We start from the raw sequence: 26,545 nt of genomic DNA on the forward strand, positions 1-26,545 counted from the left end.
CTAGCAAAAGTAGGAAATAATATATCAAAACTAAGAAGTTAATAATTAAAAATACCTCAAAAAAATACTATGCATGCATAGTATTTTAAAAAATTATTGAGTATCTTAGCCACCATTTCTTAATTAACGGTCAACAAAATATTAATATATGAAAATTTTAGTATGTCTAAGTAATGTCCCGGACACCACTTCAAAAATAAACTTCACGGATGGCGACACCAAATTTGACACCAATGGGGTTCAATTTGTAATTAATCCCAATGATGAATTTGGTCTGACACGTGCCATGTGGTTCAAGGAAAAACAAGGCGCCACTGTGCATGTAGCCACTGTGGGCGAGGCCAGCACCGAACCGACCATTAGAAAAGCGCTCGCCATAGGCGCAGATGAAGCAATACGTGTAAACGCAGTTCCCGTAGATGGCTTTTTTGTTGCCGAGCAGTTGGCAGAAATTGTTAAAAACGGAGAATACGACCTAGTAATCGCCGGGCGGGAATCCATTGATTACAATGGTGGCATGGTACCCGGTATTTTGGCCACCTTATTGGGCATGAACTTCGTTAACACCTGTATAAGTTTGGAAATTGACGGCAACAATACCACCGCTACTAGAGAGATCGATGGTGGAAAGGAAAAAATAGCAACTACTTTGCCATTGATAATAGGGGGACAAAAAGGACTTGTTGCGGAGAGCGACCTACGAATTCCGAACATGAGGGGTATTATGATGGCTCGCCAGAAGAAATTAAATGTAGTTGAACCCACTTCTTCCAATAGTGCAACTGCCGATGTTAAGTTCGAAAAACCTGAGCCAAAAGGCAAGGTTACATTGGTGGATGCCGATAATATAGACGAATTGATCAATTTATTGCACAATGAGGCGAAGGTTATCTAAAAGATCTTCCTGCCGTAGGACAGCATCCTATAAAAGCAATGTTTTTATCAATCCAAAAGAAAATAACTTATAGCGCCCATTACTATGTTTCCTTGGAACAGGGCACTTATTAAAAAACATTAACTCTATGTCAGTTTTAGTATATACAGAATCCGAAAACGGGAAATTTAAAAAGAATGCCCATGAGGTTGCCTCCTACGCCTATGAGGTAGCAAAGCAATTGGGAACCACGGCTACGGCCATTGCCATAAATGCCAGTAAGGCCGAAGAGCTGGGAGACTTTGGAATTTCCAAAGTGTTGAATGTTTCCAATGACCAATTGAAAACCTTTAACGCAAAAGCTTTTGCCCAGGTAATTGGGCAAGCGGCAGAAAAGGAAACCGCCAAAGTAATAATTCTCAGTTCCAGTGCGGACACTAAATTCTTAGCGCCAATCCTAACTGCACAATTAAAGGCAGGCTATGTACCCAATGTGGTATCTGCCCCGGAAAGTACCAGCCCGTTCAAGGTAAAAAGAACGGTCTTTAGCAATAAGGGTTTTGCCATTACCGAAATTAGTTCTGAAATTAAAATTGTTGGTGTTTCCAATAATGCTTTTGGGAGCGCAGAAAACAAAACTACTGCCGCTGTTGAAAGTTTTGAACCCAACCTTGGGGACGATTCCTTTACCAGCAAATCTATAGAAATAGATAAGGTAGTTGGAAAAGCCACTATTGCCGATGCCGATATTGTAGTTTCTGGAGGACGTGGTTTAAAAGGACCTGAAAACTGGGGAATGATAGAAGAATTGGCAGAAGTATTGGGAGCCGCAACAGCATGCTCCAAACCTGTCTCCGATCTAGGCTGGAGACCTCACGGGGAGCACGTTGGACAAACCGGAAAACCGGTAGCAAGTAATCTATACATAGCCATAGGCATCTCCGGGGCAATTCAACATTTGGCAGGAGTTAGTTCCTCCAAGGTAAAAGTGGTGATCAATACAGACCCGGAAGCCCCATTTTTCAAAGCTGCCGACTATGGTATAGTTGGCGATGCTTTTGAAGTGGTCCCCAAGCTAATCGAAAAATTAAAGGAATTTAAGGCGCAAAACGCTTAATTTTTGTTAAATTGTGCCCCTTAAAGGGCTGCTCAAACATACTTGGCCTGTCCTGTATTTTGAACAGCCTTTTTTAGTTGATAAATTTCTATGAGTTTAGTTAGATTAAAAATAAAGGGGATTTCCTATAGCCAAACGCAAAATGGCGCGTATGCCCTTATATTGAATGAAGTTGATGGTGACCGAAAACTACCTATTGTTATAGGAGCGTTTGAAGCCCAGTCCATAGCCATTGCCTTGGAGAAGGAAATTAAGCCTCCAAGACCACTGACCCATGATCTTTTTAAGAATTTTGCCGATCGCTTCGATATTGTAATCAAACAAGTCATCATCCACAAATTGGTTGATGGGGTTTTCTATTCCAGTATTATTTGTGAACGTGATAAAATAGAGGAGATCATAGATGCCAGGACCAGTGATGCAATTGCTCTGGCCCTAAGGTTCAATGCCCCTATTTTCACTTACAAGACCATATTGGACAAAGCGGGTATATTCCTTAAATTTTCTTCAAAAGAAAAGGACAAGGAAGATTCTGACGACAGTATAATGGTCGATGAAATTCTTCAGGAAGGAGAAACTGTAGAAATAAATCCAGGTGCTTCCGAAGCTTACAAAGAACTCAGTATCGAGGAATTATATGCCGAGCTGGACAAGGCCGTTGCCAGCGAAGATTATGAGAAGGCGGCAAAACTCAGGGACGAAATCTCCAAACGTAAATAGTTTAGGAATAAATAAGATTACTGGATGAGAAATAAGCTTTGGGTTTTATTTATTTTCTGCTTTATAGCATTTCCATCCCTGGCCCAAGAAATAAGCAACCCAAACTTACCGCAGAATTCTCCCGAAATCATCGCCAATCAAGGGGCATCATTTCAAAGTCTATGGAGAGGAATTCTTGGAATGATATCGTTGATTTTTATTGCCTACCTCTTTAGCAATAACAAGAAAGCCATTAATTGGAAAACGGCGGGAATTGGACTCTTTATCCAACTACTTTTGGCCATTTGTATTTTAATTGGCGAAAAAATAGGTTTCAATGCTTTCGGATATAGATTCGACCTCAGCTTTGTTTCAAAAATCTTCGAAGTTGGAGGAAAAATTTTTGTCAGCATTCTGGATTTCACGAGGGCTGGAAGCAAATTCCTGTTTGAAGGTCTGGTAGTGGACATGGATACTTTCGGTTTTATTTTTGCATTTCAAGTCCTCCCTACGATTATCTTCTTTTCGGCCTTGACATCGGTCCTGTTCTATTTGGGCATTATCCAAAAGGTAGTGCAAGCATTGGCTTGGTTACTGACCAAATCATTGGGGATTTCGGGTGCTGAAAGTTTAAGCGTAACAGGAAATATATTTTTAGGGCAAACAGAAGCTCCTTTATTAATCAAGGCCTATTTGGAAAAAATGACCCGATCGGAAATGCTTTTGGTGATGATCGGAGGCATGGCAACCGTTGCCGGGGCCGTTTTAGCGGCCTATATTGGTTTTTTAGGTGGAGACGACCCAATCCTAAGATTGCAGTTTGCAAAACACCTCCTGGCCGCATCGGTCATGGCCGCTCCGGGAGCCATTGTTATCTCCAAAATTTTATACCCGCAAACCGAAGCAATCAATACAGATGTACATGTTTCCAATGAAAAAATTGGTTCCAATATTCTGGATTCCATCTCCAACGGAACCACCGAAGGCTTAAAATTGGCCGTAAATGTCGGCGCCATGCTACTGGTATTTGTGGCCTTTATTGCCATGATAAATGGTATTTTAAATTGGACCGGCAACATTACAGATCTAAACTCATGGATTGCACTGAATTCGCCCTACGAGAATTTTTCCCTGGAAGCTATTCTGGGAACTATTTTTGCCCCCCTGACGTGGCTAATAGGAGTGGATTCGGTAGATATTATGCTAATGGGTCAGCTTTTGGGCATCAAATTGGCCGCAAGTGAATTTATTGGATACATACAATTGGCCGAACTAAAAAATATTGCCAGCAGCACCCATTTTACCTATAACAAATCGGTGATAATGGCTACTTATATGTTATGTGGTTTTGCCAATTTTGCTTCTATTGGCATTCAGATCGGGGGCATAGGTTCCCTGGCACCAGGACAGAGAAAAACGTTATCGGAATTTGGAATGAAAGCCGTTTTGGGCGGATCTATCGCCTCTTTGCTTTCGGCTACTATTGCCGGTATGATTTTGGGGTAACCATCCTCAATTTTTTACGACGAAATGGTTCGCTTAAGAAGTATTCTCCTATGAACCCCGTTAATAAAATTTAATAACTTAAAACGTTTCCCAATCGTACGGAAGCTAGTTTTGCCTAATTTCGTAATACATTTTTTTTGGATATAAATCTAAAATAGGTTCTCCATATTTTGAAGAGCGTACAGGCTGAAGCTTATGAAACAATACCACGATTTACTAAAACATGTATTGGAAAATGGAACCCAAAAGGGAGATAGGACCGGTACAGGTACCAAAAGTGTTTTTGGATATCAAATGCGTTTTGACCTGGCGGAGGGTTTCCCCATGGTCACAACGAAAAAACTCCACTTAAAATCCATTGTCCATGAATTGCTCTGGTTTTTAAAGGGCGATACCAATATTGGCTATTTACAGGAAAACGGGGTACGCATTTGGAACGAATGGGCAGATGAAAATGGAGATTTGGGTCCTGTTTATGGATATCAGTGGCGTAATTGGAATGGTGATGAGATAGACCAAATAAAAGAAATTGTACACGCCCTCAAAACTAACCCCAACAGTCGCCGCATGCTGGTTTCTGCTTGGAACCCGAGTGTTCTTCCCGACACCTCATTGTCATTTTCGGAAAATGTAGCCAATGGAAAAGCCGCATTGCCTCCTTGCCATGCCTTTTTTCAGTTCTATGTTGCCGATGGTAAGTTGTCCTGTCAATTATACCAAAGAAGCGCCGATATATTTTTAGGAGTACCCTTCAATATAGCATCCTATGCCCTGTTCACACTTATGATGGCACAGGTTTGCGGATTACAACCAGGCGAATTCATTCACACCTTTGGGGACGCACATATTTACAACAACCATTTTGAACAAGTAGAATTGCAATTAAGTAGAGAACCTAGACCCTTACCAAAAATGGTTTTAAATCCAGAGGTAAAGGATATATTCCACTTTAGTTTCGACGACTTTAGTTTGTTGGATTATGATCCACACCCACACATAAAGGGTATTGTGGCAGTCTAGCAAATTACACTAGGCCTGTACCGGGAAGCAAGATATTTAGAATATAATTGCCCCGTATAACGGCAGCAATAAAATAGCCCTTAAACATGGCTGTACATCCACCTTTACTTTTGGTATTCTGTCTAAAAGGTGGAGAAAATACCTTTATAAATCCGACACCATTGAAAGTTGGATTCCAATGGTATCGGATGTAATTTCGTTAAAGTTCCAATACTGAATTCTCAGTTCCGGCAAATTCGTTCCACTGGTAGCGATCGGCCTCAGCTTCGTTTACATAATTGCCATCCACTATATATTTAAACTCGTATGTACCTTCCTTTGGCAAATCGAAAGTCCCCTTGAAGGTTCCGTTTTTTAATTTTTTCAACGCACTACCTTTTGGGCTCCAATTATTAAAATCTCCAACTACAGCCACCTTCTTTGCATCCTCAGCAGGAACAGAAAAAGTTACCTTGCATATTGGCTTACTCTTTAAGTATTGTTTTGTAATTCCCATAACCTCTATATTTTAGATTAAAGCGCAAAATTACACCATTAAATGCCTCATTCCCAATGACCAATATCATTTTTATCATTTTCTTAAAATAAGTTTAACAATTGACCTTCTTTGATAATTTTACTAGGTAAAATTCCTAAGTAACTAACATTGCCTAACTACTTTTTAAGATTCCAATAATCTTATCTATCTCATTTTCTGTATTGTAGAAATGAAAACTTAAACGAATGCCATTTCCACGTTGTGCACAAACCACATCGTGCTCCATAAACTTGGCGAACAAATCCTTATTCCCCCGGATATTGAATATAGAACTATGTACTTTTCTTTTGACAACGGACTCTTCCAACAAACCTAAATTTTCCAGTTCACCCTTTGCCTTTAAAGCAAGTTTTTTGATCTGCTCGGAAATATTATCCATTCCAACTTCATTCAAAAACCCCAAGGAATAGTTTAAACTCCCGAAATTGAAGGTATCCAAATGTCCCGGTTCAAATTGTTTGGCAAAGGAAACTTTCTCCCTACCTTCTATATCCCAACCAGAGGCATTAAAACCTGTAGCTTTAACCTTGAATTTGGCCGGAGCGTCATCTGCAAACATCATAAAACCGTTGCCATAGCCACCTAGCAACCATTTATAGGAACTGGCACCCAGTACATCTATACCGGAGTCTTCAAAATTAAAGCTCTCGGTGCCCAAAAATTGCGTACCGTCCGCAATGATCAATAGATCGGGGAAATCTTTTTTCAAATTCCTCAGGAACCCCAGATCCACCTTAATCCCATTTAGCCACTGAACCAAACTAAGGGCCAAAACATTTATGTTGTCCAATTTTATCCTATCATAAATATTTTCCTCCAAAGCATCCGTTACTTTTAGAAAATAAGTGGCATGCCCCCTACTTTCAAATGGCCAGTTCAGAGAAGGATAATCGCCTTCCAACAGTAAAACCTTCCCTTTAGGTTCCAAGCCTTCCAACAATAGATTGAGTCCAATGGAAAAATTTGGTACCAAGGCCACATTATCGGTTTTGCAGCCAAAGAATTTTCCAACAGAATTTCTAGTTTCCGAGATAAGCCGGTGACCTTCCATCTTCATTGTGCTCCCGCCAATCAGAAAATCCAGGTCATGTTCTTGCCGCCAATCCAGAAGACCGTCATAAAGAAGGCCCGATGTAGCAGTGTTGACATAGGTATACTGACTTAAAACTGGGAATTGCTTGATAAACTTTTGCATATCCAAAGAGGTAAAATTTGTATTTATGGTATCTTTGTCTAAAGATAGGAATTAGGATGTTCTCCAAGAATAAAAAAAAATCACTTATAGAAATAGAACAGCATGAACTACTGGAACATGCCCAAACCAGAATAAAGCAAAAGAAGCGACTTTATAATCATTTTGTTGTGTTTTTGATCGGCAGTGTATTTATGATCATCATCAATAAAATATTAAAGTATGGTGTGGAGTACAACTGGTTTGTCTGGGCCATTACCTTTTGGGCCTTTTTGTTCGCAATCCACATATTTAACGTATTTGTCACCTCCAAATTTATGGGACTGGAGTGGGAAAGGACACAGAGGGAAAAATTGGTTCTGAAACAGAAACAGAAAATATCAGAATTGCAGAAGGAAATAGAAACGGAATTTCCATTGTCCAACATCAATAAAAAAAAAGAAGAGTGAACATTCTATCCATAATAGCCGCCGCTGCAGAGAACAATGCCTTGGGAAAAGACAACGACCTGTTGTGGCATCTACCCGACGATTTTAAACGCTTCAAAAGCATTACTTCAGGGCATAAAATAATCATGGGGCGCAAAACCTTCGAGAGCTTTCCCAAACCTCTACCCAACAGAACCCATATCATCATAACCAGAGATAAGAACTATACTGTAAAACATGAAGATTGCCTGATTGTACATTCCTTGCAAGATGCCTTGAATCTTGTAAAAGAGGACCCCTTATCCTTTATTATAGGTGGGGGTGAAATATACAAACTGGGATTGGAATACGCCAACCAAATTGAACTGACCAGGGTACATGGAACCTTTGAAGCGGATACCTTTTTTCCAGAATTTGACAAATCCAAATGGCAATTGATAAAAGAGGAATACCACCCCAAGGATGAGCGGCATAAATATGATTTTTCGTATTTGACCTACACAAAAAAACAATAAGGAATAAATGACCGCAAAAGGTTAGAAGCTAAAAATTCAGAAACTGTGCCTCATAAGGTACACTTACATCCTTTAAAAAGAATCTTAATACATTAACATCCCCATTGGTAAAAAACTGGTGCGAATTACTTTCACCATCCGGTCCTGCCAATAAATTATTTTGTTGCAATACATTTTTGGTATGTCTGGCCACTCCCTCGCCAGAATCGATAATACTAATATTTTCAGGTAAAATTTCCTTTATCAAGGGAATCAAATAGGGATAATGTGTGCAGCCCAAAACCAATTGATCCATCCCCTGACTCAACATGGGTTTCAGGTAGTTTTGCAACAACTCCCTTGTTTTGGCAGTATTGACCTCCCCTTTCTCGATCTGCTCAACCAGGCCAGTACCAACTTGATCAAGGACCTTTATGCCATTGGCATGTATTTCCGATGTATTATTGAATAGTGCGCTGGATAAAGTTCCCTTGGTAGCCAAAACACCTACTGTTTTGGTTTTAGAGTTTAGGGCGGCAGGCTTAATGGCCGGCTCAATCCCTATCATCGGCACATGGTATCTTTCCCTAAGCTCCTTAATAGCGTTGGTGGTAGCCGTGTTACAGGCAACCACTATAAGCTTACAACCCTTTTGCAGAAGTAGCTCAACGTTTTTTATACTAAGCTGAAGTATCTGTTCCTTTGATTTTTCCCCATAAGGGGCATTCTTACTGTCCGCGAGATAAATAGTAGATTCATAGGGAAGCACCCTGTTGATTTCCCTCCATATGGAGGTACCTCCAATGCCGGAATCAAAAATGCCTATGGGACCTTTATTCATTTAAAATAAAAAGATTAAACAGCCATAAAGTTACATTAATATTGTTTTTAGAAGCAGTTCTTTTCAGGAAATAAAACTGCTCCTTCCCTACAGTATATTTTATTTTCTATGGTTCAATACAACCGAAAGATCAGCTACCTAAAACTTTTTAACCAGCGCTTTTACCTCCTCGAGATCCAACCCGCCATAATTCCCAGAGCTCATTAAAAGAAGTACGGAATTATCATATTTCTGACCAAACACAAAATTTTTGAAATCCTCGGAATCGGTAAAAATCTTTAAATCGTCACGAACAAAGGCTTCAGATATTTGTTCAGGGGTAACCTCCTTAAGCTTCTTTATCCTGACCGATTCAGGCAAATAGAAAACCGCCGCTACATCTGCAGCCTCCAAGGCACCTTTATACTCCTTTAAAAATTCCGGGTTAAAACTGCTATAAGTGTGCAGCTCCAGACACGCAATTAATTTTCTGTCCGGATACTGCTCTTTAACGGCATTGGTCGTGGCCATTACTTTACTGGGTGAATGGGCAAAATCCTTATAGGCGACACAGATCCTACCTTCAGCAATTTTTTCCAATCTTTTGGAAGCGCCTTTAAAGGAGGCAATAGCCTCATAGAAGTCGTCTTCATCCACGCCCATATTTTGACATATCCATTTTGCCCCCGCCAGATTACTAAGGTTATGCCTTCCAAAAACTTCTATAGGCATAGGGCCCTCCGGGGTTTCCAAAATAGTCTGCCCATTTTCAACCGTATATTCAGGAGTGTTATAGGGGAGCTTGCGTATGGCATTTTCAGAGGCTTTTACCACCATATCTACCTCTGGGTCTTCCTCATTGTAGGTAATACTTCCTCCTTTTACAATACTATCCACAAAAATCCGGAATTGCTCCACATAATTGTCATAAGTAGGAAATACATTGATATGATCCCAAGCTATTCCGCTCAACAATGCAATATTGGGTTGGTAAAGGTGAAATTTCGGCCGCCTATCTATAGGAGAGGACAAATATTCATCACCTTCCAGCACTATAAAATCGTTCTCCTCGGTAAGATGTACCATACGGTCAAACCCTTCCAATTGGGCACCTACCATAAAATCTACAGCTTTGTCATGATAATTTAGAACATGCAATATCATGGAAGTAATGGTAGTCTTGCCGTGACTCCCCCCTATGACCACTCTGGTCTTATTCTTGGATTGCTCGTACAGGAACTCGGGATAGGAAAATATTTTCAATCCCAATTCCTGGGCCTTTAAAAGCTCAGGATTGTCGGCCTTGGCGTGCATACCCAAAATTACCGCATCCAAATTGGAATTCAATTTCTCTGGAAACCAACCAAATTGTTCCGGCAATAGCCCTTTGGCTGCCAACCTGGTTTTGGAAGGTTCAAAAATTACGTCATCACTACCTGAAACAGTATATCCTTTATGATGTAATGCCAAAGCCAAATTGTGCATAGCACTGCCCCCTATGGCAATAAAATGAATGTGCATGAAAAGATCGGTTTAAGGGGTAAAGATAATCATTGTTCAAGGCTATCAAAAAAGTTATTGAATGGTTTCAGTTATTCCAAGAACAAATACCGGAAATAGTATTAAAACAATAACTTAAACCTCAATATTTTTTTAATTTAGTGCCAAACAACACTATCCATGAAAATAAAACTTGCCGAAATCGTCCCCAAGGAAATTATGCCAGGCTACCACGGCAAACTCATTCATACCCAAAACATGAGTTTAGCTTTTTGGGAGGTGGAAGCCGGAGCCAAAGTTCCCGAACATGCACACATGAATGAACAGGTAATGCAGGTTTTGGAGGGAAAATTTGAATTTACCCTAGACGGCATTACCAAAACCTATGAACCGGGCGACCTGGTAATAATTCCACCCCACGTTCCACATAGCGGCTTAGCACTTACCCCCTGTAAATTAATGGATGTTTTTAGTCCCACAAGGGAAGAATATAGATAAACAAACCATTGTCCCAATGGGATAGTGTTAAAACCTATTAGCAAGATGAAGATATCACTCAAAAACAAAAAAGCATTGATCGGCGGCAGCAGTCGTGGAATTGGCAGGGCCATTGCCCAACAATTGGCTGCCAGTGGTGCAAGCGTTACCGTCATGGCCCGTAGCGAGGAACAGTTAAAATCCCTGGTTTCCAATTTACCTACGGACAGCGGACAGCAACACCAGTATTTGGCAGTAGATTATTCCAATTTTGAGGCCTATAAGAAAAGTATATCCACCTTCTTTAAAACGAACACGGTAGATATTTTAGTGAACAATACCCAAGGACCGTCCGCAGGGGGTGCCTTGGAGAAAAAGATCGATGATTACCAGGAAGCTTTTGACCTTCTTTTTAAGACTGTGGTATTTACCACAGAACAGGCGCTTAAGGGAATGATATCCCAGAAATACGGTCGTATTATCAATGTTGCCTCAGTTTCAGTAAAGGAACCCCTACCCTATTTGGCTCTTTCCAATAGCATACGTGCTGCTGTAGTTACCTGGTCCAAAACCTTGGCTTCCGATGTAGGCAAATACAACATTACTGCAAACTGTACCCTAACCGGATATTTCAACACGGAAAGACTAAAAAATCTTAACGGTGCAAAGGCCAAATCCTTGGGCATTCCTCTTTCTGAAGTCGAGAATCAAATGCTCTCCCATGTACCTGTGGGACGATTTGGAGACCCCACGGAATATGGCCACTTAGTTACTTTTTTGGCTTCTGATTACGCCTCTTTTATAACAGGGACCAATATTCCCATTGATGGCGGTTTGCTAAAGTCGCTTTAAATGGCCGGTAAATAAACAAAGAATAGTATAGAGGAGCCAAGGCTTCCAAGGGTACTAAAAAAATCCCTGCATTAATAAAGCAACGTTGGTATTCTTTTTGCATCTAGTCACTTCATGGCGTGTTTACTCACTTAAAAGTGTGTTTCACTCATTATGGATTGTAACGCCATGAAATAAACGCCAATTTTGTTATATATACTTATTCAGATGAAAAAAATAGCAACAATATTTACCTTAATCTTATTCTCTCAAATGGCACAATCCCAATCTCCCAACGATTCCTATTCTACCTTATGGCAAAGGGTACAAAAATTGGAGAACGAGGCCATGACCAAATCCGCATTGGACATAGTAGCTTTAATTTCAAAAAAGGCCACAAAAGAGCAGAATTCCGTTCAAATCATAAGATCACTTATCTACACCTCCAAATATGCACTAACCTTGGAGGAGGATGCCCAATTAAAAATTGTACGCGATTTTAAAGAAGAAATAGACCAAAGCCAATTCCCGACCAAAAATATCTTGGAAGGCTATTTGGCAAATATGTATTGGCAATACTTTCAACAAAACAGATATCGATTCTACGACAGGACAACAACAGAGGAAAAAGTAGACAGCATTGATTTTAGAACCTGGGACCTTAGCACTATTTTTCAAGAAATAAGTGTACATTTTGATGCCTCATTGCATAAGCCTTTAGAGTTACAGCAACTAAAAGTGGATGCTTTTAAAGAAATCCTCAATGAACAAAAAGGCTCCGAGACTTATCGGCCCACCCTATTTGATCTTTTGGCCCATTCGGCATTGGATTTTTATAAAACCAGTGAAAATAGCATTGCACGTCCGGCAGATAAATTTGAGTTGGACAATCCGGAATTATTATGCGAGGGAAAACAATTCGTAGAACAACAAATTAACACTAAGGACAAAACTTCCTTACAGCACAAGGCCATAACACTTTATCAGCAACTCTTGGATTTTCATGACACTGCAGGTGAAGCATATATCGATGTTGATATTGAACGTCTTAGGTTTATTAAGGAAAATGCGGTATTTCCCAACAAGGACCAACAATACCTGGAGGTTTTGCAAAATACCGCCGAATCTATAAAGGGCCATAAAAATTCGGCTTTATACCAGTATGAAATTGCCATATTGTACCGCGAATGGGGCAACAGTTATCAACCTAACATAAAGGATGAATACAGATGGAAGCAGAAAGAGGCTATGGCCATATGTGATACTGTATTGGATCAGTTTCCAAAAAGTAGGGGCGCTGAAAAATGTAAGGCACTAAAATCGGAGATTTTATCCAAAGACCTTCGATTGACCGCGGAAAGACATATACCGGTTAACCTACCTTCACGTTTACTATTGGAATATAAAAATCTCCACACACTTCAATTGTCGGCCCGTAAGATTTCCCAAAAGGACATAAAGCAGCTAAACACCCTTTATCCCGAGGAAAAAATATTGGCCTTTATTAAAAAACTCCCGGAAGTCAAGAGTTGGGATGCCCAACTTATTAACGAAAATGACTATCATTCGCACAAAATAGAAATCTTATTGCCAGAATTAAGTAACGGGTCCTACATTATATTGGCCACCCCTTATGCAGATTCGGGCATCAGCTTTGCCTATAGCCCTATCCAAGTCACCAATTTGGCATTGGTGGAGGGAGATACCAGCACGGAACATAACTTTCAAGTAATTGATCGTAACAACGGAAAACCCATATCCGGAGCCACCCTAAAATTCTCCTATCAACAGAACTACGAAAGACCCATCCTGACCAAGACTTTGATTTCCGATGAAAAAGGGATGGTAAACCTACCCCTAACCGATGAGCGCTGGACCAACGTTGATATCCTGATCAGCACCAAAAATGAAGAGGCTTTCTTTGAAGATTTTTATATTAATGCCAAATACGACCAAGGGGAGGAAGACGACCTCTATTCCTGTTTTTTGTTTACGGACCGTAGCATTTACAGGCCTGGTCAACCCCTATATTTTAAAGGGTTGGCTATGGTACAAAAAGACGATAAATCCGCCGTGCTTAACAAAACCAAAATAACGGTGAGCCTTATGGATGTCAATCATCAAGAAGTTTCCCTACAGGAATTTAAAACCAATGATTATGGCTCCATTTCAGGCACATTCATTTTACCCAATAATGGGCTTACCGGAAATTATTATTTGAAATTGGATTCTGACGAAGTTGAAATTAGCGGCAACAGCTATTTTTCAGTGGAAGAATACAAGCGTCCCAAATTTGAAACTTCATTGGAATCCATTACAGAGACCTTTAGGGTCAACGATACTATCTCCGTTAAGGGAAAGGCCAATGCCTACGCCGGAAGCCTTATTACAGATGCCAAGGTAAGCTATACGGTTAGGCGAGTGGTGTATTACCCTAAATGGTATTATTGGCACCTGCCCTATTTTGATGGGGTCCCCCAGGAAATTGCCCATGGCGAAACGATTACCGATGCCAACGGCAACTACGAGATTAACTTCAAGGCCATACCGGATCTAAGTATCGCCAAGGAAAATATGCCCACTTTTAACTATGAGGTTACGGCAGATGTCACGGACCTCAATGGCGAAACCCACAGTGCAACTACCATGGTCAATGTGGGCTATCATGCGCTTACGGCCGATATCCAAATTGAAGATCCATTGGACAAGGACGGCAAAAATCCTAAAATAACAATTTCCACCTATAACCTTAATGGTGAGAACGTTGCGGCACAGGGAAGCCTAAAAATGTACAAATTAAAAGCACCGGGCAATGTCCTAAGACCAAGACCTTGGGCCGCCCCTGATTATGATGGCTTTGGAGAAGCTAAATTCAGGGAACTATTCCCCCATGATGCCTTTGGCAAAGAAGACAACCCAGCCTTTTGGGGTAAAGGGGAATTGGTATGGGAATCTAGCTTTGACACAGGGAAATCCAGGGAAATTGACTTGGGCAACCTAAAAAAGTGGTTGTCCGGAAAATATATCATTGAATTGGAGACAAAGGATAAATTTGGTCAACTTGTAAAGGACATTACACAAACTACTATTTACAGTGGTAAGGACAAGATATTGGCAGACAATCAGCTTTTTCAAATAAAGACCGATAAAAACTCCTATGCCATTGGGGAAAAAGTGAAACTTACTTTGCGCAGCGCCGCGGAAGACCTTATCATATCCTTATTTATTGAAAAGGATCGGAAAATTGTGGCAACACAGCTAATTGGATTGGACAATAATTCAAAGACCATCGAAATTCCTGTTACTGCAGAAGACCAGGGAGGATTTGCCATAAATTATAGCTTCTCGGCATACAATTCCTTTCAATCTGGCAGCCTTTCCATTACTGTCCCCTATCCCAGTGCCGACCTAAAAATTGAAACAGTTACTTTCCGGGATAAGCTTCAGCCCGGAAAAGAAGAAACATGGTCCTTTAATATTAAAGGTCCCAAAGGTGATAAGGTAACAGCTGAACTATTGGCCAGTATGTATGATGCTTCATTGGATGCCTTTAAAGGACATCATTGGAATTTTTCCCCGAATTACAGGGGGCAATATTACTCGAACAGAAATTTGAATGCCTATAAAAGTTACGGTATCAACTCCTTTAATACCTATCTAAATTTTGGAGACAGGTTTACTTATACCCCTCAATATTATGACTCCTTTGATTGGTTCGGCCTACATTTTGGATATGGCTATGCCATGCGCGATAGAATGATGATGAAGAGCAGTGCAGCTGGTATACATAGGGAGGAATTAGCTGACAGCGAAGCCTTGGAAGAAACAGTTATTACCGGCAGTGCTGTACCGGCCCCAGAAAACAATGGGAACAACAACGCAGTTGCCCCTAAAGGGAATGATGGTAAAAGTGGCTTTGACGACATCCAAATCAGAAAAAACCTTCAGGAAACCGCCTTTTTCTTTCCCCAGCTCCTAACCGATAAAGACGGTAATGTCTCCTTTAGTTTCACTACTCCAGAGGCTTTGACCAAATGGAAACTACAGCTACTGGCACATACCAAGACCATGGAAAGTGCCACTTCCACCTTGCAAACCGTTACACAAAAGGAATTGATGGTTACCCCAAATGCACCACGTTTTTTGCGCGAGGGAGATAAAATAGTGATCAGCACCAAAATCGCGAACCTAACCAACAAATTGCTAAGTGGTAATGCCAGGTTGGAATTAGTGGATGCCTTCAGCGGAAGGGATATAACCCAAGAGCTATTGATCAGTGATCCAACTTCCGGAACTCTTATGTCCGAAAATAGTTTTACGATAAATTCCATGGGAAACACCCAAGTGTCTTGGAACTTAAAAATTCCTGAAGGTATTGGAGCTGTGCAGTACAAGATAATGGCCAAGGCCGGTGATTTTAGCGATGGGGAACAAAATGTACTTCCAGTACTTACAAACCGAATGTTAGTTACCGAAACCCTGCCAATGTGGGTGCGGGGCAATGAGAGCAAGACCTTTACTTTGGACAAATTAAAGAACGCCACCTCCACTACCCTAAAGCATCATCAACTTAGTCTGGAGATAACTTCCAATCCGGCATGGTATGCCGTTCAGGCCCTACCATACTTAATGGAATATCCCTATGACTGTAACGAGCAAATATTCTCGAGATACTACGCCAACACCTTGGGAGGATTTATTGCCAATTCCAATCCTAGAATACGACAAGTATTTGACCAATGGGCCAATTCCGATGCGCTGTTGAGCAATCTTGAGAAAAATGAAGAATTAAAATCGATTTTAATTCAGGAATCACCATGGCTGCGCGATGCCCAATCAGAAACCGAACAAAAGAAACGTATAGCAATGCTCTTCGATCTCAACAAATTGAAAAATGATCAAGGCAATACCTTTAATAAACTGGTTCAGAACCAAATGTCGTCCGGGGCTTGGGCATGGTTCAAGGGAGGCCCTGAAAACCGATTTATTACCCAACATATTGTTACCGGACTAGGACACCTTAAGAAATTAACATCGTCCAGTGGAAGTGAGGAAAAATCGGGGATTGGAAAGAGCGTTAATACCAAGGAACAGCAGGTAATAAAAAATGCGGTTGCCTATTTGGACGATGAGTTTGTGAAAGAATACGAACAAATGAAAAAATACGCCACGGACCTTAACGATGACCATTTGAGCCATACCCAAATACATTATTTGTACATGCGCAGTTATTATCCAGAAATAAAGGTTTCCAAAAAAGTAACCGAAATTATGGACTACTACACCCGGCAGGCACAAAAATATTGGGTAAAAAGGGATCTATATTCAAAAGGGTTACTTTCCCTAATTCTCTTTAGAGACGGAAGTACAGCTACCGCCAATAAAATAATTAAGTCCTTGGAGGAAAATAGTATTTTGAGTGATGAATTGGGAATGTACTGGAAAGAAAACAACAATTCCTGGTATTGGTACCAGGCACCAATTGAGACCCAATCCCTGTTAATAGAAGCCTTTTCCGAAATTAAGAATGACGATAAGTTAGTAGATAACCTAAAAATATGGTTGCTGAAAAACAAACAGACCAATCAATGGAAAACCACCAAAGCCACCACAGATGCAGTATATGCGCTACTTTTAGAGGGAAGTGAATGGTTGTCCGTAACCGAAGCTGTAGATGTATGGGTAGGAGGTGAAAAAATTGAACCCTCCAAACTCGAAAATGTTCAAGTGGAAGCAGGAACAGGATATTACAAAAACACTTGGAACAAAAACGAAATAAGTCCAAAAATGGCAGAGGTTCAGCTTAACAAAAAAGGGGATGGCATTGCTTGGGGCGCTTTGTACTGGCAATATTTTGAAGATTTGGACAAAATAACCCCTGCCGATACGCCTTTGAAATTAAAAAAGAAAGTCTTCTTAAAAAAGAACACGGATACTGGGGAGGTATTGTTTGAAATAAATGACAACACACCTTTACATGTTGGGGATCTGGTTCGTATAAGAATTGAATTAAGGGCAGATAGGCAAATGGAATATGTGCATATGAAGGATATGAGGGCAGCGGGGATGGAACCCATCAATGTGCTGTCCAGCTATAAATGGCAAGATGGTCTAGGATATTATGAAAGCACAAAAGATGCCAGTACCAATTTCTTTTTCGACTACCTGCCCAAGGGGATATATGTCTTTGAATACGACCTAAGGGTCAACAATGCCGGGGATTTCAGCAACGGAATTTCCACCATCCAGAGTATGTACGCCCCGGAATTTAGTAGTCATAGCGAAGGAGTGAGAATCCTTATCGAATGACAAAAAAATAAAATATTGTTAAAAAGGTATTGCTTTTTTTCATAAATTCATAAATAACTAACGTAAATTCAAAGAATTATGAACTCTACCTTTTTTATCGCCTTGCGCTTTGTTTTTGGAATTTTTCTGATCGTTTTCGGGACGAATAAATTCTTACATTTTATGCCGGCAGGACAAATGTCCGAAGCGGCTATGAACTATTTTTCAGCCTTAACGAGCACCAATACCCTTTATGTGGTTGCCATAGTGGAAATTCTTTCGGGACTTTCCTTATTGACGAACAAATTTGGAGCCTTAATGATGATCATACTGATGACCGTCTCTATTAATGCATTATTGTTCAATGCATTTTTGGAACCAGGTTCCATTGGCCTAACCTTGGTATTGCTTATTCTTAATATAGTAATGCTGTACGCCTACAAAGAAAGATATAAGGATATCCTGAGACCATAACCTCTATTGATTACATCTAAGAATATAAGAAGCGGGACCCATAGTGGATCCCGCTTCTTATTTATAATATTTTAGCCCTATAACAAATACACTTGCCATGGGTATTACTTTCTACTTTTTGGGGGATATTTTTCAAGAGTTTTGGTTACCAAAGCCTGTATTTTATTCTCCCTTTCACTAGGAGAACTGTTTTCCCTTAGACTACTTACCGCTATTGCCTGCCAAAAAAGTTCATCCTTCTGACTGTCAACAAAATCGAACTGAATCTCCCGTTCCACATTCGCTGCTCCCACAGGAATACCAATAGATACTCCACCACCAACGTTTCTCCCTGTACCGCCTATGCCCACCCCTACTGAATTGTTTCTAGGCGCCCTAAAAGAGCTGCTCAAAATATTTATTAAAAATTCTGGCTCTTCGGATAGCAAAAATCCTTTACCCCGCATAGTGGAATCAATGGCCCTTAATAATCGCCGGGTATCCAATTCGCTTAAACCGGTATCCATGTCCGAAAAGTAGTTATAGGTGGTATATTTAGTATAATCGGTGTCCCTATCATAGTCATAATTTACACGAATGGCACTACAGGAAGCTAAAAAGAGCAAGAGCAAGAGCAAGAATGGGATTATACTTTTCATTATTCCAATTTTTATAAGAGCCTGCTTAAGAAATTGTGATTGCAATTTCCTAAATAGACTCTAAAATAGTGAAAATTATTATTGCCGTTTTCTATGAGAGTAAGTATTCGTTAAAACGCAGGACATTATAACCAATAAAAACGGGCATATATATTCAATAAACCAATGGGACTATTTATTCAACATGGCCCACAATCTGTCCTTAAGCTCCACCAGCCCAATCTGGGCCACGGAGGATATGAACATATAAGGCACATCCTTGAAATCTTTGTCCAGCTCAATTCTCATTTCCGCAATAAGCTCCTCGTCCAGCATATCGGTTTTGGAGATGGCTATCAATCGGTCCTTGTCCAATAATTCCGGATTATATCTGCGCAGCTCGTCCAATAAAATTTCATATTCCTTGGAAATATCCTTGCTGTCTGCGGGGATCAAGAACAACAGGGTGGAATTACGCTCAATATGCCTTAAAAAATAATGTCCAAGTCCCTTTCCTTCGGCTGCCCCTTCAATGATACCGGGAATATCAGCAATAACAAAACTTTTAAAATCCCTGTATTCCACTATCCCCAGATTGGGCTTTAGGGTCGTAAATTCGTAATCCGCAATTTTGGGTTGGGCAGAAGTAAGCACGGATAGAAGGGTAGATTTACCGGCATTTGGAAAACCTACCAGGCCTACGTCGGCCAATACTTTCAACTCCAAAATAAGGTCCAATTCCTCGCCACTTTTTCCGGGTTGGGCGTATCTTGGCGTCTGATTGGTAGCCGTTCTAAAATGCCAGTTACCGCGACCTCCCATACCACCTTCCAAAAGAATTTTTTCCTCCTGATCCTCGGTAATCTCCATTAGAACTTCAAGGGTTTCAGCGTCTTTAATAACGGTCCCCAAGGGCACCTCCAGATAAACATCCTGTCCGTCTGCCCCACTACTGCGGTTCTTACTGCCATGCTCACCGTGGCCGGCCCTAAAGGTTCTGGTAAACTTAAACCCTAACAGGGTCCATAAATTCTTATTGCCACGGACAATTACGTGTCCGCCACGACCCCCGTCACCACCATCTGGTCCACCTTTTGTAATAAACTTTTCCCTATGCAAATGCACGGAACCTTTTCCTCCCTTACCGGATTCCAAGTGCACTTTTACATAATCCACAAAATTTCCTTCCGTCATTTTTTTAGTTTATTGTTCCAAGTTCTATAAACAGGACCACAAATTTTTATAGTCCCACTTTAAACCTAGAAATTATGAGTGGCCAATCCTAAGTACCACTGAGGAGCATTTAAAGCCAGTTCCCCTTAACAGCGAGCATCTATAATGCACCCCTGACTTAGACTGCCTGTAACTCCTCTATTACCTTTGCCAAGCGGCTTGTAATATCTTCTATGGAACCAATTCCGTTGACACTGTGAAATTTCCCCTGGTCATCATAGTAATCCTTTAAGGGAGCTGTTTTTTCATTGTATTCATCAAAACGGTTACGGATCATTTTTTCGTCCTGGTCGTCACTTCTACCACTAACCTTACCTCGTTCCAATAATCTTTGTATCAATACTTCATCATTGGCTTCCAAGGCAATGGTAGCATCGATCCTCATTTCCTTACTTACCAGAAAATCATCCAATGCTTTGGCCTGTGCCGTGGTCCTAGGGAAACCATCAAAGATAAATCCACTGGCATCGGGGTTTTTCTCTACCTCATCCTGTAACATTTTAATGGTAACCTCATCCGGTACCAATTCACCTTTGTCTATATACGACTTAGCCAGTGTTCCCAGTTCGGTACCATTCTTAATATTATAACGAAAGACATCCCCTGTGGAAATATGTTTTAAATTATATCTTTCCTTTAAAAATGAAGCCTGCGTGCCCTTTCCTGCACCAGGTTTTCCAAACAAAACTAGGTTTATCATGTGTTTTTGGTTTAGTTGATATACTGCTCTTAAATTTCTTCCCAATTCATTATAATCCAATCCGTAACCTACTATAAACTTATCCTCGATTTTCATACCGAAATAGTCTATATCATACTCCCCATTATACACTTCCGATTTGTAAAACAGAGTTGCAATTTTAAATTCCTTTACCTTGGTATTGGAAAATAGGTCTATTAATTTTTTAACGGTCCTACCTGTATCAATAATATCTTCGAGGATAATAACACTTCTGCCCTCAATATTTTCCGGAACATCCAATAGCGATTCCACAATTCCAGTGGAAGTAAGTCCTTGATAAGAGCTTAAACGCACAAACGATACCTCACAAGGATGTGGATAGGCCTTTAGAAAATCGGAAACGAACATAAATGCCCCGTTAAGGACACCCACAAAAATGGGTGTTTCCTTCTTGTAATCCACAGCGACCTGGTCCGCAATCTTTTTTATTGCGGCCATAATCTCACCTTCACTAATAAAAGGCTTAAAATATTTGTCGTGTAGCTTAATCAAGGCTAATGTTTTTATAATAAATTCAAGATGCCAAATATAGCACTTTGATTTCTCTTTTTTAAGTGTCCAGGCCTAGTTTCTAAGATTTAGCTGTATTTTTGTTCCTAATATACAATCTACTTTAATACAAGCGAATCATTTCCAATGAACTATTTTTCTTCTGAATTTAAATTAGGAATACTAGGAGGCGGTCAATTAGGTAAAATGCTTTTGTACGAAACAAGAAAATTTGATATCCATACCAAGGTATTGGACCCTTCTGACGAAGCTCCTTGCAAAATAGCCTGCAATGAATTTTTTAAGGGCGATTTAATGAATTTTGATGCGGTTTACGCCCTTGGTAAAAAAGTAGACGTGCTTACCATAGAAATCGAGAACGTAAACCTGGATGCCCTGGAAAAATTGGAGGACGAAGGTTTGAAGGTATTTCCGCCCACGCGTGCATTGCGCATTATACAGAACAAGGCAAAACAGAAACTGTTTTATGTGGACAATAATATTCCCACTGCAGATTTTCAACGCTTTGCCTATAAAAGTGAGATAGAAGACAGTGTTACCAACGGAGGCCTAAAATTTCCTTTTATCTGGAAAGCCACACAATTTGGATACGACGGCCAGGGCGTCAAGGTAGTCCGCAAACTGGAAGATCTAAACGGTCTGCCTTCCGGCGAATGCATTACCGAAGAAATGATAAATTTTAAGAATGAACTAGCGGTAATCGTGGCACGGAGCGCCGGTGGTGAAGTAAAAACATACCCCGTAGTGGAAATGGAATTCCACCCCGAAGCCAATCAAGTGGAATATGTTTTATGTCCGGCGCGTATTGATGCCAAAGTGGCTGAAAAAGCCCAGGAAATAGCACTACAACTCTCAAATAAAATTAAACATGTTGGGCTTTTGGCCGTGGAAATGTTCCAGACCAAGGACGACAAAATTCTGGTAAACGAGGTAGCCCCAAGACCCCATAACAGTGGCCATTACAGTATTGAAGCAAGTTATACCAACCAATTTGAACAACATGTCCGTGCCATTCTGGACCTTCCTTTAGGAAATACAGCCAGTAAAGTAGCCGGCATAATGGTGAATTTGGTCGGTGCAGAAGGGCATACTGGAAATGTGGTCTATGAAAATATGGAGGAAATCTTAAGCCTGGACGGTGTTACACCCCATATTTACGGTAAAAAACAGACCCGCCCTTTCAGAAAAATGGGTCATGTGACCATTGTGAACAACGACATTAAGGAGGCTAGAAAAATAGCCGAACAAGTCAAGAATACTATAAAAGTGATTAGTGAATAAAAATTTTCAATGATATGAGTAAAGTAGCCGTAGTTATGGGAAGCACCAGCGACCTCCCTGTTATGCAAGAAGCCATTGATATATTAAAAGGTTTTGATATTGAGGTAGATGTTGATATTGTCTCTGCCCACCGTACCCCGGAAAAATTGTTCGATTTTAGCAAGAATGCCCATAAAAATGGATATTCCGTAATCATTGCAGGTGCAGGTGGCGCAGCACATTTACCAGGAATGGTGGCATCCATGTCCCCACTGCCCGTAATAGGTGTTCCCGTAAAAAGCAGCAATTCCATTGATGGATGGGACTCTATTCTTTCCATACTACAAATGCCAGGCGGTGTTCCTGTTGCCACAGTAGCACTTAATGGCGCAAAAAATGCTGGAATTTTAGCTGCCCAGATTATTGGAAGCTCGGATAAATGTGTTCTGGACAAGATTATTTTTTACAAAGAAGGCCTTAAGCAAAAGGTCATTGAAGGAGCAGAGGAAATGAAAAAAGTGAACAGCGGACAGTGAACAGAAATCAGTAGGCAGTAATCAGTGGGCAGTAGCAGTTGACAGGTTGAATGATGAAAGTTAGTATATAATGGCAAAAAGAGGCGTTACCAATTACAACATCCAATGGTTCCATAATAATCTTGATTACAGGTCCCCAATATATTTTGAACTGGAATTGCACGGTATGCCAGTACTTAAAAAGGAAAACAATAACTATTTTTGATAATGAAATTTGCCCTAAAAGCGGTCAATGCTATATAGGCATGGACAAACCTTGAACCATGAACCATGAACCTTGAACCTTGAACCTTGAACCTTGAACCTTGAACCTTGAACAAAAATAGTCCTGCCCGCCTCGAAATCAAATATCGAATTAAAAAAATATAATACCCCAATATGAATCCATTATTGACCCCATTTGATACAGCACCATTCTCCAAAATAAAAAATGAACATTTTAAACCTGCATTTTTGCAGGCCATAGAGGATGCCAGGTTAGAAATCGATGCCATTGCAAACTCCAAGGAGGTTCCTACTTTTGAAAATACCATTGCCGCCTTGGATTTTGCGGGACAACAATTGGACAGGATATCCAGCGTATTTTTTAATTTGAATTCTGCAGAGACCAATCCAGAAATTCAGAAAATAGCCCAGGAGGTATCTCCCCTCTTGTCGGAATTCAGCAATGATATTACCCTGAACGAGGATTTGTTTAAGCGGGTCAAAGCAGTATACGACCAAAGGAACGCTCTGGAATTGACCACCGAGGAACAAACCCTTCTCGATAAAAAATACAAAAGTTTTAGCAGGAACGGCGCCAATTTGGCCTTGGAAAAAAAGAAGCGCCTTCGCGAAATTGATGCCGAACTGTCCAAACTTAAGCTTCAATTCGGGGAAAATGTTTTGGCCGAGACCAACAAGTACGAAATGCACCTTACCAATGAGGAAGATTTGGACGGTCTTCCTGAAGGGGAAAAAGAGGCAGCTGCGCAATTGGCAAAATCAAAGGAAAAGGAAGGCTGGTTGATTACCTTGGATTACCCCAGCTATATTCCCTTTATGAAATATTCCAGTAATAGAAAATTACGGAAGGAACTTTCCATAGCATTTGGCAGCAAAGGCTTTCATAATGATGAATTGGACAATCAGAAAAATATAATAAACATTGCCAACCTACGACACGAAAGGGCCAATCTGTTAGGCTATAAAACACATGCCCACTATGTGTTGGAGGAACGCATGGCCGAAACCCCGGAAAAAGTCCACCACTTTCTTCAGGAATTACTGGAAAAAGCAAAACCGGCAGCTGAGAGGGAATTTGCAGAGTTGGAAAATTTTGCCAAGCAATTGGATAAAATAGATCGATTGGAGAAATGGGACGGAGCTTATTATTCTGAAAAATTAAAACAAAAACTGTTCGATCTGGACGATGAAAAGCTTAAACCCTATTTTAAACTGGAGAATGTAATTGCCGGAGTATTTAAAGTAGCTACAAAATTATTCGGTCTGCAATTTGAAGAAGTTTTTGATATTGACAAATACCATCCGGATGTAAAGACGTATCGCATTTACGACAAGGACAAAAATCTAGTGTCCCTATTCTACGCGGATTTCCACCCTAGACCAGGAAAACGTGGGGGAGCTTGGATGACATCCTACAAAGCACAATATGTACAAAACGGGGTTAATGTACGGCCGCATATTTCCAATGTCTGCAATTTCACCAAACCCACTGCCAGTAAACCCTCCTTACTTACTTTTAATGAGGTTACCACCTTGTTCCATGAGTTTGGTCATGGCTTGCACGGTATGTTGGCAAATACGGTTTATCCAGGACTTTCAGGTACTTCGGTATATTGGGATTTTGTGGAGTTGCCCAGCCAAATAATGGAAAACTGGTGCTATGAAAAGGAAGCTCTGGAATTATTTGCCACACATTACCAAACAGGTGAAGTTATACCGATGGAATTGGTGCAGAAAATAAAAGACTCGGCCACCTTTCAAGAGGGAATGGCCACCTTAAGACAAATCAGTTTTGGACTGTTGGATATGTCCTGGCACGGTACGGATCCATCCGGTATCAGCAACGTAAAGGAACAGGAAGTAAAGGCTTTTGAACCAACAGATCTGTACCCAGAATGCCCCGAAACCTGCATGAGCACTTCTTTTTCCCATATATTTCAAGGCGGATACTCCTCTGGATATTACAGCTATAAGTGGGCTGAAGTATTGGACGCGGATGCCTTTGCCTACTTTAAGGAAAAAGGTATTTTCAATCAAGAAGTGGCCACAAAATTTAAGGACAATGTTCTGTCTAAAGGCGGAACTGAAAAGCCTATGGAATTGTACAAACGTTTTAGAGGTAGCGAACCCAAGATAGAGGCCTTGTTGAAAAGGGCCGGCCTGTTGTCCGAGACAGTGAATTAAATGAACAGACAGTATTAAGTGGGCAGTGGCAGTAAGCAGTTGTGGGCTAATTATATTGAAATCGATTTATAGCACTGACAAAAGCAATAACTTATGAAAATAGATGTCCCAGATTGGTTAATTATTCTTGGAGGTATAGGTCAGATTTTCACTGCATTAATCTATCCATACATACGCCACAATGTATTTGATTGGTACAATGATGTAAAACAATTAAAGCCATTAAACCAAGAAATAGCAAAAACCTATGGCTGATACATTCAAGGTCTTAATTTTTCATTTGGACTAATCGCAATCCTTTTAACAGCCGATTTGCAGAATGGTTCACGGTTAGCACTTGCAATGACCGGTTTGATTGCCGCCTATTGGATTGGCAAAGTTGCCACCCAAATTGCATACTACCCAATGTACCAAATCCCACAAAAGACACTGTTCAAAATTGGAAGTTATTTTATGAATGTATTATTTGTTCTATTCGCTTCTGTATTTGGTTGGCTCTTTATCAACAACCTCACACAGCATATCACATTACAATAACTGATTACAATCCCGTATTGTCCTGAATCTTGGGATTTAATTGTTTTAAATGGGCTATAAATGCGCGCTTCTCCTTAGGGGAAATGATGACACTTTCAAATTTATGGTAAAAAACCTCCAGCCTATCAAAGGAAGTGGCCGGTGCACTAATGGGATTTTTGGTAGCCTCAATTTTTGTAATGGAACTTATCAAAATGGAACGATTGAGCAGAAATCCACTCTTGATCCTTAACACGCCATTACCAATTTCATAATAGGTAGATACAAATATGTAACCAATAAAAAGTGCCGGCAACAATAAGTATATGGGGCCAATACTTACAGGGTTTTTTAACAGCTGGAAAATAGGTGTCAAAAGCAAAAGCAGGATTACAACCACCAGTATCCAACCTATTTTAGACTTATATCTTACCATAGCCACTATTTTACCCGGAACCATTTAT

The 26,545-nt window shown here is 40.4% G+C and carries 24 protein-coding genes; 16 read left to right on the forward strand and 8 right to left on the reverse strand.

What is annotated here, in order from left to right; translation table 11 throughout:
* Nucleotides 1-148: 148 nt before the first annotated feature.
* The 5 genes from U735_RS0118065 to U735_RS0118085 all read left to right on the forward strand — a co-directional run bounded on the left by U735_RS0118065 (nucleotide 149) and on the right by U735_RS0118085 (nucleotide 5,216).
* On the forward strand, nucleotides 149-895 hold the full coding sequence (locus U735_RS0118065) for an electron transfer flavoprotein subunit beta/FixA family protein (RefSeq protein WP_031445169.1): 747 nt from the start codon (nucleotides 149-151) through the stop codon (nucleotides 893-895).
* 127 nt (nucleotides 896-1,022) lie between these two features.
* Nucleotides 1,023-1,991, forward strand: a complete 969-nt coding sequence (locus U735_RS0118070; protein WP_031445170.1) for an electron transfer flavoprotein subunit alpha/FixB family protein — start codon at nucleotides 1,023-1,025, stop codon at nucleotides 1,989-1,991.
* 90 nt (nucleotides 1,992-2,081) lie between these two features.
* Nucleotides 2,082-2,711, forward strand: a complete 630-nt coding sequence (locus U735_RS0118075; RefSeq protein ID WP_031445171.1) for a bifunctional nuclease family protein — start codon at nucleotides 2,082-2,084, stop codon at nucleotides 2,709-2,711.
* Nucleotides 2,712-2,735: 24 nt separating this feature from the next.
* Nucleotides 2,736-4,196 carry a NupC/NupG family nucleoside CNT transporter gene (locus tag U735_RS0118080; protein WP_031445172.1) on the forward strand — a complete coding sequence of 487 codons (1,461 nt, stop codon included), beginning with the start codon at nucleotides 2,736-2,738 and terminating at the stop codon, nucleotides 4,194-4,196.
* A gap of 195 nt (nucleotides 4,197-4,391) precedes the next feature.
* Nucleotides 4,392-5,216 (forward strand): thymidylate synthase, encoded by an 825-nt coding sequence (locus tag U735_RS0118085; protein ID WP_031445173.1) that lies wholly within the window; start codon nucleotides 4,392-4,394, stop codon nucleotides 5,214-5,216.
* A gap of 199 nt (nucleotides 5,217-5,415) precedes the next feature.
* Here U735_RS0118085 and U735_RS0118090 read toward each other — a convergent pair whose 3' ends face one another.
* Together U735_RS0118090 and U735_RS0118095 are read right to left on the reverse strand one after the other, a co-directional pair.
* On the reverse strand, nucleotides 5,416-5,712 hold the full coding sequence (locus U735_RS0118090; RefSeq protein ID WP_031445174.1) for an isoamylase early set domain-containing protein: 297 nt from the start codon (nucleotides 5,710-5,712) through the stop codon (nucleotides 5,416-5,418).
* Nucleotides 5,713-5,866: 154 nt separating this feature from the next.
* Nucleotides 5,867-6,949: an aminotransferase class V-fold PLP-dependent enzyme gene (locus U735_RS0118095; RefSeq protein WP_031445175.1), complete on the reverse strand. Its 1,083-nt coding sequence runs from the start codon at nucleotides 6,947-6,949 to the stop codon at nucleotides 5,867-5,869.
* Between the two features lie 56 nt (nucleotides 6,950-7,005).
* Between U735_RS0118095 and U735_RS0118100 the strand changes: the two genes are divergently transcribed.
* Both U735_RS0118100 and U735_RS0118105 read left to right on the forward strand, forming a co-directional pair.
* Nucleotides 7,006-7,395 (forward strand): 2TM domain-containing protein, encoded by a 390-nt coding sequence (locus U735_RS0118100; RefSeq protein WP_031445176.1) that lies wholly within the window; start codon nucleotides 7,006-7,008, stop codon nucleotides 7,393-7,395.
* Entirely contained in the window at nucleotides 7,392-7,889 is a 498-nt protein-coding gene (locus U735_RS0118105) for a dihydrofolate reductase (RefSeq protein WP_031445177.1), read from the forward strand. The genes U735_RS0118100 and U735_RS0118105 overlap by 4 nt, the downstream gene beginning before the upstream one ends.
* A 28-nt stretch (nucleotides 7,890-7,917) precedes the next feature.
* Here U735_RS0118105 and murI read toward each other — a convergent pair whose 3' ends face one another.
* Nucleotides 7,918-8,709, reverse strand: a complete 792-nt coding sequence (murI, locus tag U735_RS0118110) for a glutamate racemase (protein WP_031445178.1) — start codon at nucleotides 8,707-8,709, stop codon at nucleotides 7,918-7,920.
* Nucleotides 8,710-8,847: 138 nt separating this feature from the next.
* Nucleotides 8,848-10,209, reverse strand: a complete 1,362-nt coding sequence (locus tag U735_RS0118115) for a UDP-N-acetylmuramate--L-alanine ligase (RefSeq protein WP_031445179.1) — start codon at nucleotides 10,207-10,209, stop codon at nucleotides 8,848-8,850.
* Between the two features lie 159 nt (nucleotides 10,210-10,368).
* On the opposite strand from U735_RS0118115, the gene U735_RS0118120 reads away from it, so the two are divergent.
* From U735_RS0118120 to U735_RS0118135, 4 genes are all read left to right on the forward strand, one after another.
* The gene (locus tag U735_RS0118120; RefSeq protein ID WP_031445180.1) at nucleotides 10,369-10,686 is read left to right on the forward strand and encodes a cupin domain-containing protein; all 318 of its coding nucleotides are present in this window, start codon (nucleotides 10,369-10,371) and stop codon (nucleotides 10,684-10,686) included.
* Between the two features lie 45 nt (nucleotides 10,687-10,731).
* Nucleotides 10,732-11,517, forward strand: a complete 786-nt coding sequence (locus U735_RS0118125; protein ID WP_031445181.1) for an SDR family oxidoreductase — start codon at nucleotides 10,732-10,734, stop codon at nucleotides 11,515-11,517.
* A gap of 207 nt (nucleotides 11,518-11,724) precedes the next feature.
* Nucleotides 11,725-17,805, forward strand: coding sequence for an alpha-2-macroglobulin family protein (locus U735_RS0118130; RefSeq protein WP_031445182.1), 6,081 nt, complete (start codon nucleotides 11,725-11,727; stop codon nucleotides 17,803-17,805).
* Between the two features lie 78 nt (nucleotides 17,806-17,883).
* A complete protein-coding gene (locus tag U735_RS0118135; RefSeq protein WP_031445183.1) occupies nucleotides 17,884-18,258 on the forward strand; it encodes a DoxX family membrane protein in 375 nt (124 codons plus the stop codon).
* A 104-nt stretch (nucleotides 18,259-18,362) separates the two neighbouring features.
* Here U735_RS0118135 and U735_RS0118140 read toward each other — a convergent pair whose 3' ends face one another.
* The 3 genes from U735_RS0118140 to U735_RS25365 all read right to left on the reverse strand — a co-directional run bounded on the left by U735_RS0118140 (nucleotide 18,363) and on the right by U735_RS25365 (nucleotide 21,342).
* Nucleotides 18,363-18,896 carry a DUF4136 domain-containing protein gene (locus U735_RS0118140; protein WP_031445184.1) on the reverse strand — a complete coding sequence of 178 codons (534 nt, stop codon included), beginning with the start codon at nucleotides 18,894-18,896 and terminating at the stop codon, nucleotides 18,363-18,365.
* Nucleotides 18,897-19,067: 171 nt separating this feature from the next.
* Complete coding sequence (obgE, locus tag U735_RS0118145) at nucleotides 19,068-20,069, reverse strand: GTPase ObgE (protein WP_031445185.1); 1,002 nt, start codon at nucleotides 20,067-20,069, stop codon at nucleotides 19,068-19,070.
* 157 nt (nucleotides 20,070-20,226) lie between these two features.
* Nucleotides 20,227-21,342 (reverse strand): adenylate kinase, encoded by a 1,116-nt coding sequence (locus U735_RS25365; protein ID WP_083260643.1) that lies wholly within the window; start codon nucleotides 21,340-21,342, stop codon nucleotides 20,227-20,229.
* A gap of 144 nt (nucleotides 21,343-21,486) precedes the next feature.
* Between U735_RS25365 and U735_RS0118155 the strand changes: the two genes are divergently transcribed.
* The 5 genes from U735_RS0118155 to U735_RS25610 all read left to right on the forward strand — a co-directional run bounded on the left by U735_RS0118155 (nucleotide 21,487) and on the right by U735_RS25610 (nucleotide 25,820).
* Nucleotides 21,487-22,641 (forward strand): 5-(carboxyamino)imidazole ribonucleotide synthase, encoded by a 1,155-nt coding sequence (locus U735_RS0118155; RefSeq protein ID WP_031445187.1) that lies wholly within the window; start codon nucleotides 21,487-21,489, stop codon nucleotides 22,639-22,641.
* Nucleotides 22,642-22,655: 14 nt separating this feature from the next.
* Nucleotides 22,656-23,156: a 5-(carboxyamino)imidazole ribonucleotide mutase gene (gene purE / locus U735_RS0118160; protein ID WP_031445188.1), complete on the forward strand. Its 501-nt coding sequence runs from the start codon at nucleotides 22,656-22,658 to the stop codon at nucleotides 23,154-23,156.
* A gap of 70 nt (nucleotides 23,157-23,226) precedes the next feature.
* Nucleotides 23,227-23,361, forward strand: a complete 135-nt coding sequence (locus U735_RS26090) for a hypothetical protein (protein ID WP_262482705.1) — start codon at nucleotides 23,227-23,229, stop codon at nucleotides 23,359-23,361.
* A gap of 173 nt (nucleotides 23,362-23,534) precedes the next feature.
* Nucleotides 23,535-25,565 carry a M3 family metallopeptidase gene (locus tag U735_RS0118170; protein WP_031445189.1) on the forward strand — a complete coding sequence of 677 codons (2,031 nt, stop codon included), beginning with the start codon at nucleotides 23,535-23,537 and terminating at the stop codon, nucleotides 25,563-25,565.
* A 93-nt stretch (nucleotides 25,566-25,658) separates the two neighbouring features.
* Nucleotides 25,659-25,820 (forward strand): hypothetical protein, encoded by a 162-nt coding sequence (locus U735_RS25610; protein WP_157365031.1) that lies wholly within the window; start codon nucleotides 25,659-25,661, stop codon nucleotides 25,818-25,820.
* A gap of 286 nt (nucleotides 25,821-26,106) precedes the next feature.
* On the opposite strand, the gene U735_RS24700 is transcribed toward U735_RS25610, so the two are convergent.
* Complete coding sequence (locus U735_RS24700; protein WP_034248834.1) at nucleotides 26,107-26,517, reverse strand: PH domain-containing protein; 411 nt, start codon at nucleotides 26,515-26,517, stop codon at nucleotides 26,107-26,109.
* Between the last annotated feature and the right edge of the window lie 28 nt (nucleotides 26,518-26,545).

Origin of the sequence: Arenibacter algicola (assembly GCF_000733925.1) — a bacterium.
Lineage (GTDB): Bacteria > Bacteroidota > Bacteroidia > Flavobacteriales > Flavobacteriaceae > Arenibacter > Arenibacter algicola.

Excerpts from the sequence above, each read along its gene's own strand:
- U735_RS0118125 (WP_031445181.1), top strand. The coding sequence starts at position 10,732 with ATGAAGATATCACTCAAAAACAAAAAAGCATTGATCGGCGGCAGCAGT.
- obgE (WP_031445185.1), bottom strand. The coding sequence starts at position 20,069 with ATGACGGAAGGAAATTTTGTGGATTATGTAAAAGTGCACTTGGAATCC.
- U735_RS0118100 (WP_031445176.1), top strand. The coding sequence starts at position 7,006 with ATGTTCTCCAAGAATAAAAAAAAATCACTTATAGAAATAGAACAGCAT.
- U735_RS0118070 (WP_031445170.1), top strand. The coding sequence starts at position 1,023 with ATGTCAGTTTTAGTATATACAGAATCCGAAAACGGGAAATTTAAAAAG.
- murI (WP_031445178.1), bottom strand. The coding sequence starts at position 8,709 with ATGAATAAAGGTCCCATAGGCATTTTTGATTCCGGCATTGGAGGTACC.
- U735_RS0118140 (WP_031445184.1), bottom strand. The coding sequence starts at position 18,896 with ATGAAAAGTATAATCCCATTCTTGCTCTTGCTCTTGCTCTTTTTAGCT.
- U735_RS0118115 (WP_031445179.1), bottom strand. The coding sequence starts at position 10,209 with ATGCACATTCATTTTATTGCCATAGGGGGCAGTGCTATGCACAATTTG.
- U735_RS0118155 (WP_031445187.1), top strand. The coding sequence starts at position 21,487 with ATGAACTATTTTTCTTCTGAATTTAAATTAGGAATACTAGGAGGCGGT.
- purE (WP_031445188.1), top strand. The coding sequence starts at position 22,656 with ATGAGTAAAGTAGCCGTAGTTATGGGAAGCACCAGCGACCTCCCTGTT.
- U735_RS0118170 (WP_031445189.1), top strand. The coding sequence starts at position 23,535 with ATGAATCCATTATTGACCCCATTTGATACAGCACCATTCTCCAAAATA.
- U735_RS0118085 (WP_031445173.1), top strand. The coding sequence starts at position 4,392 with ATGAAACAATACCACGATTTACTAAAACATGTATTGGAAAATGGAACC.
- U735_RS0118075 (WP_031445171.1), top strand. The coding sequence starts at position 2,082 with ATGAGTTTAGTTAGATTAAAAATAAAGGGGATTTCCTATAGCCAAACG.
- U735_RS0118130 (WP_031445182.1), top strand. The coding sequence starts at position 11,725 with ATGAAAAAAATAGCAACAATATTTACCTTAATCTTATTCTCTCAAATG.
- U735_RS0118065 (WP_031445169.1), top strand. The coding sequence starts at position 149 with ATGAAAATTTTAGTATGTCTAAGTAATGTCCCGGACACCACTTCAAAA.
- U735_RS0118080 (WP_031445172.1), top strand. The coding sequence starts at position 2,736 with ATGAGAAATAAGCTTTGGGTTTTATTTATTTTCTGCTTTATAGCATTT.
- U735_RS26090 (WP_262482705.1), top strand. The coding sequence starts at position 23,227 with ATGGCAAAAAGAGGCGTTACCAATTACAACATCCAATGGTTCCATAAT.
- U735_RS0118090 (WP_031445174.1), bottom strand. The coding sequence starts at position 5,712 with ATGGGAATTACAAAACAATACTTAAAGAGTAAGCCAATATGCAAGGTA.
- U735_RS0118095 (WP_031445175.1), bottom strand. The coding sequence starts at position 6,949 with ATGCAAAAGTTTATCAAGCAATTCCCAGTTTTAAGTCAGTATACCTAT.
- U735_RS25610 (WP_157365031.1), top strand. The coding sequence starts at position 25,659 with ATGAAAATAGATGTCCCAGATTGGTTAATTATTCTTGGAGGTATAGGT.
- U735_RS0118120 (WP_031445180.1), top strand. The coding sequence starts at position 10,369 with ATGAAAATAAAACTTGCCGAAATCGTCCCCAAGGAAATTATGCCAGGC.
- U735_RS24700 (WP_034248834.1), bottom strand. The coding sequence starts at position 26,517 with ATGGTAAGATATAAGTCTAAAATAGGTTGGATACTGGTGGTTGTAATC.
- U735_RS0118135 (WP_031445183.1), top strand. The coding sequence starts at position 17,884 with ATGAACTCTACCTTTTTTATCGCCTTGCGCTTTGTTTTTGGAATTTTT.